Source organism: Wolbachia endosymbiont of Tuta absoluta (genome assembly GCF_059414725.1).
Window position 1 is genome coordinate 1 of sequence record NZ_JBNRJY010000081.1, and the last position, 613, is coordinate 613.

The following is a 613-nucleotide window of genomic DNA, read 5'->3' on the forward strand; positions in this document are numbered from 1 at the left end:
ACAAAATAGTAGCATTTTAGGGAATGAAAATCAGATATTGACCTCAAGTGGTACAAGCCTTGCCATTGGAAACAACAATATATTAACCAGTGGTGGTGCAGCAACTTTAGGATTTGGTAACCAAGTTTCAGGCGCTAGCACGCTTGCGCTTGGTACTGGTAATAATGTGACAAATATGAATACTACAGCGGTTGGAATCGGAAATCAGATTTCAGGAAATGGCAGTATTGCATTGGGAACAGATAACACTGTTCAAAGTGATTCATCTGGGATTTTAGGTAGATATAACCAAGTTAATAAAGGTAGTGTAGCCTATGTTCTTGGACAGGCAAATAATGTTAGTGGTAGCTCTTCTGCTATAGTGGGTATCAGTAATATTGTTGCAAACAACAATACCTTTGTATTAGGTAATCAAGTTACTACTACTCAAGATAATAGCGTTATATTAGGAAATAAATCTACAGATCGAGCAGCGACTTCTGAGTCAAAAGTCAGCATCAATGGTCAGGACTATGCCTTTGCGGGTGTAGGATCGATCCTTACCTAGGAGTAGTAATTTTAGTGCGAGTTAAAAATGGAGTACTAAAAAAAGGCATGAGAATCGTTATGATGT

The 613-nt window shown here is 38.0% G+C and carries 1 pseudogene; it reads left to right on the forward strand.

The features are described 5' to 3' along the window. Positions 1-547 (forward strand): annotated as a pseudogene (locus ACJ5GX_RS00900) (hypothetical protein); the annotation flags it as partial. Between the last annotated feature and the right edge of the window lie 66 nt (positions 548-613).